We start from the raw sequence: 2,836 nt of genomic DNA, 5'->3' as shown, positions 1-2,836 counted from the left end.
GCGATGTTATTTTAGTGATGTGGCTTTCAGCGCTTAACCTTTTGAGCCTAAGTGTTAAGCCTAAGTTCGTTGTATGAGTGGCTCGCCGATAAGCGATAAGTGTTTATGTTGGTGTCAGATTCTGAGTTAGATGATGAGTGGTGAGCCTGTGCTTCAGCGCGGCTAAGCTACAGTTACCGCTACCGCAAACACAATCGTTTAGCCCGTCCCAGCAAGGTGCTGGAACGGTTAAGCGGGCGCCGCAAATACGGTTATGCTGGAGTACTGCTCACTCGCGGGGCAAGACAAAGGCGTGCTTGAATGGCAGTAAAAGGCTTATGCTTGCTGAAAATAGTACAGCTTGTATTTGTTGTTATCCGCCGGTACCTGTAATTGCCCAAATTGTGCGGCGATGATATCGGAATAGGGGAGATGACGATTGGCGACGATTTGCCAAATGCCATTATGTTTTAATTGCTTAGCGCTATCGATGACAAAACGCTGGGCAATGCTGGTGGTGCTGGCAAGACCATCGTGAAACGGCGGATTAGAGATAATGCCGTTAAATTGCCCGGTCGTTTGCGCCAGGCCATCGGACGGGTAAACCTTGGCGGTCATGCCGTTGGCCGCGAGGGTAAGCTCGCATGAGGCCAGCGCCATGGCATTAATATCCACGCATTCAAGGGCTAAACTCGGCTGAGCCTTGAGCAGTGCGGCGGCAATCACTCCCGCGCCGCAGCCAAAATCGAGCACTCTGCCACTGAAGGTCGGTAAGTGTGAGAGCAATAATTCGGTGCCAAGATCTAAGCGTTTTTCACTAAATACCCCGACCAAATTACAGATGGTGATTTCCCCTTGAGGGGTGGCCAGTTGATATTGGCTCAGCCAATCGCTGAGCTTGAGCGGTGGGGCAACGCCGACAAGCTGGCTGGCAAACAGTAAGCAGTGGCGAGCGTTATCGAGTTTGATTCCGGTCGAAAAATAGTCTGGCAGCAGCTTAACTAAGGATTTAATCCCGCCTTTGTTTTCGCCCACCACTAACAATTGGCCCGTTGGCTTAAGGTAGTTTGCCGCGAGGTTAAACAGATAGGGCGCAAGGTTTTTGGCCTTGGGGAAATAGATAATTACCGAGTCGTATTGCGCCTCGGGCTGCGGGTCTTGTTGGGGCAGCGTATGCCCAAAATAACAATGAAGCCGCGGGCCCGCTTGCGGCGCGAGCTGCAGGTGGTGGTGATAATCTAAGGCAAGCGCATCAACCGAGGTTGCCACATCGAGCAAGGCTTTGGGCAGCAGATCGGCTTCGTGGTTGAGCACTAACACCTTGTGTTGGTTTAGGCAGTCTTGATTGCGAAGGATAACTTGCGAAGGATTGGTTAACACCATGACAGGCCCCGATAGGCTAAATGGGGGCATTATACCTGTTATTTGCCCCTCGGCCAGTTTGTTACCTGATTCTCTGGGAGTTCAGTGCGCTGTCTGCGAGCGGGGTCGCGGCGCTTGGCGAGCCTTGCTAACGCTTTGAGCCCTAGCAAAGCGTTAGCGGTTAACGGGACTCGCCGGCCAAAAGGCTAACGGTGCGAGGGCGGTTATCCTTGAGTTGATGCGTCCAATAAAAAAGGCAGCCACGTTATGGTGCTGCCTTTATCAAAGTGCTGGCTTTATCAGGAGCCAAGGTTAGCGGTTAGCTTTTGGGCTTTTTAGATTTAGGTAATAAGCTAAAGATTTTATTGGCGATATCGGTATTGTCTTGGTGGCCGATAAAGAGCTCGGCGGCAGGCCCTGTGGCAAAAACCTGCACATCAGTACCGGTATGGCCAGAGGTTGTCCAGCCAGTGTTGCTGCGTTTATCGATAATTTGGCGAATGGCGCTCGCCATCGCTTCGGCGCCTTCGCTGCGGGCGGGGGTTAATTGGTTAAGCTCTTGTGCGCTTAACTCAAAGCCTAAACCGCGGGCGAGATCGGCCTGCCATGCCTCACCACTGATAGCGGCTAAGGCTAAGGTGTCTGGGCTTGCCAAGATATTGCGTAAAATTTTCGGCTCCCAATTGTAGTTGCTATCGGCGCCAATCGATAGGCCACCGGTGCTGTGATCGGCGGTGATCACCATCAGGGTATCTGGATGCTGACGGACAAATTGTTCAACCACTTCAATGGCATTAGAAAATTCATTGATTTCAGCCATCGCGGTGGCGACATCGTTATTATGTCCTGCCCAGTCAATGAGGCTGCCCTCCACTAATAGGACAAATCCTTGTTCATTTTGCGACAGTAAGCTCAGGGCCTTTTGGGTTAAGGTGCTGAGTTTTTTATCGTTTTGCTCATCAATCGCCCAAGGTAATTGCACCTCGGCAAATAAGCCCAACACCTTGGGTTGCTGGATGCTAGCCAGCTCCTCAATACGGGTGATGTGCTGGTAACCCTTAGCGGTAAACTGTGCCAGCAATTCGGGGGGGAAGTATTTTTGTCCGCCGCCTAAAAACACATCCGCGTTGGTTTGTAGATAACTTAATGCAATCGCATCATAGTTTTTACGGCTGTCATTGTGGGCTAAAAAGGCGGCCGGCGTGGCATGGTTGATCTGCGAACTCACGGCAATGCCGGTACTGAGGCCAAGGGCTTTGGCTTTTTCAAGCACGGTGGGCAGCGGTTGTTTTTGGGTATCGACCGAAACCGCGCCATTATAGGTTTTTACCCCAGTGGCCAATGCCGTCGCGGCGGCGGCAGAGTCGGTCACATAGCCGCTGACGCTGGCGGGATAGGTGCTGGCCATGCCCACCAATAAGCGGTCAAACACCGTTTGCTCCACCTCTTCAGTGTCAGGATTATCTTTATAGTAGCGATAAGCGCTGGTGTAAGC

General features: G+C 51.9%; 2 protein-coding genes. Both read right to left on the bottom strand.

Features of this window, described 5'->3' with window-relative positions:
• Nucleotides 1-315: 315 nt before the first annotated feature.
• Nucleotides 316-1,359, bottom strand: coding sequence for a methyltransferase (locus ACRCZA_RS15040; RefSeq protein ID WP_438675203.1), 1,044 nt, complete (start codon nucleotides 1,357-1,359; stop codon nucleotides 316-318).
• 301 nt (nucleotides 1,360-1,660) lie between these two features.
• Nucleotides 1,661-2,836, bottom strand: a 1,176-nt coding sequence (locus ACRCZA_RS15035; RefSeq protein ID WP_438675202.1) for an alkaline phosphatase, incomplete at its 5' end; no start/stop codon positions are given.

It is taken from the genome of Shewanella sp., assembly GCF_051658185.1.
Classification (GTDB): domain Bacteria; phylum Pseudomonadota; class Gammaproteobacteria; order Enterobacterales; family Shewanellaceae; genus Shewanella.
Note: the sequence above shows the minus strand (reverse complement) of the source record. Positions and strands in the feature narration are given on the sequence as shown.